The following is a 1,985-nucleotide window of genomic DNA, read 5'->3' as shown; positions in this document are numbered from 1 at the left end:
GGTATCCGCCCGGCGCGGGAACGGTCTGCCCCCGGGCGTGCGGCGCCCTGGCGGGGCGTCTTTCCCCACCCCGCCCCTTCCCGAACCGGGGCTGCGCCCCGGGCCCCGTTCCGGGGGCTCCGCCCCCGCGCCCCCGCCGGGGCTCCGCCCCGGACCCCGCTCCTCAAGCGCCGGAGGGGCTGGGGAGTGGGGCCTGTCCGCCCGGCCCCCGCTCCTCAAACGCCGGAGAGGCTGGGGAGTCTCAGGCGCCGGACGGGCTAGGGAGTCTCAGGCGCCGGACGGGCCGGGGAGTCTCAGGCACCGGACGGGCTGGGGAGTCTCAGGCGCCGGGCGGGCCGGGGAGTCTCAGGTGTCGGACTGGCTGGTCAGCGTTTGCTCGACCTTTTGGGCCACCTCGGCCGCGTGCATGGGCTTCAGGGGGGCGCCCGAGCTGTCCGTGACATAGAACGCATCCACGGCGTTGGCGCCGAGGGTGGAGACGTGGGCGCTGCGTACCGCGACGCCGGTGTTCTCCAGGGCACGGCCGATGCGGTGCAGCAGGCCGGGGGCGTCCTGGGCGCGGACCTCGATCACCGTGGCTAGCTGGGAGCTGCCGGGTGCGACCGTCACCCGTGGTGGCGGGGCGTGCACCCCGCGGCGGCGGGGGTACTTGCGATAGGCGGCCTCGCGTTCGGCGAGGCGGGCGACGATGTCGAGGGAGCCGTCCAGGGCGCGGAGCAGATCGTTGCGCAGGCGGGCGGCCTGCGGCAGGGAACCGTACTCGGCCGCGACCCGCCAGCTCAGCAGCAGCACCCCGGCCGCCTCGCCCGCCGCGTCCAGTTCCGAGGGCAGCTCGAGGGCGCGCAGGTCCGCCGCGCGCACCGTAAGGCGGTGCAGGGCCAGGACTCCGGCCGCCGTGGGCAGGACGCCGGGCTGGTCGGGGACGGCGATGAGCAGTTCCACGCCGATCGGCTCGGGGGCGGTGGTCCCCTCCTCCAGCGGTCCTTCGGTGGCGGCCGTAAGGAGGCCGTCCCTGGGGAGGTCACCCGTAAGGAGGCCCACTTCGCTCGGTGCCATTGCCTCGGAGCGTGCGTGCAGGGCCAGCACCGGGCCGCCGGTGCGCCATGCCTCGATCGCGAGGCGTTCCTGTTCGGCCGTGGTCTGCTGCGGGGCGGACCAGTCGTCCGCGGGTTCGCCCGCGAGCACCGCCGAGACCCGTTTGACCAGGTCGGCGACGAGGGAACCGCGCCAGGCGCTCCAGGCCGCCGGGCCGGTGGCGAGCGCGTCGGCCTCGGTGAGGGCGTGCAGCAGTTCCAGGGTGGTGGCGCCGCCGACGGCCTCGGCGACCGAACGCACCGTGGCCGGGTCGTCCAGGTCGCGGCGGGTGGCGGTCTCGACGAGCAGCAGATGGTGGCGTACGAGGGTGGCGAGGACCGCGACGTCCGCGCGGTCGAAGCCGATGCGGGCGGCGACATCGCGGGCGATGGTCTCCCCGGCCACCGAGTGGTCGCCGGGCCAGCCCTTGCCGATGTCGTGCAGCAGCGCGGCGACCAGCAGCAGATCGGGGCGGCCGACCCGGCGGCTGAGTGCGCTGGCCCGGACCGCGGTCTCGACCAGATGCCGGTCCACCGTCCAGCGGTGGACGGCGTTGCGCTGCGGACGGCAGCGCACCCGCTCCCAGTCCGGCAGCAGCCGGGTGATCAGCCGCTCGGCCTCCAGGGCCTCCCACACGCCGACGGTGGACTCGCCCGCGCCCAGCAGCGTGATCAGTTGCTCCCTGGCCTCGGGCGGCCACGGCACGGGCAGCGGCCGGGCGGCGGCGGACAGCCGCCTTACGGCGTGCGGCGACAGCGGAAGTCCGGCCTGGGCGGCGGCCGCGGCGGCCCGCAGGGTGAGCACGGGGTCGCGGTCGGGGCGGGCGGTGCGGGCCAGCACCACCTCGCCGTCCTGTTCCACGACACCCTCGGCGAGCGGGCTGCGCTCCCCCGCGTCCGCGCCGCCTCCGG

1 protein-coding gene is annotated in these 1,985 nt (G+C 76.4%); it reads right to left on the bottom strand.

Annotated elements, in window-relative coordinates:
* Positions 1 to 345: 345 nt before the first annotated feature.
* Positions 346 to 1,985: [protein-PII] uridylyltransferase (locus KN815_RS47200; RefSeq protein WP_216347925.1), on the bottom strand; the 1,640-nt coding region annotated here is incomplete at its 5' end.

It is taken from the genome of Streptomyces niphimycinicus, from assembly GCF_018883605.1.
Classification (GTDB): domain Bacteria; phylum Actinomycetota; class Actinomycetes; order Streptomycetales; family Streptomycetaceae; genus Streptomyces; species Streptomyces niphimycinicus.
This window is presented reverse-complemented; position numbering and strand designations above follow the sequence as displayed.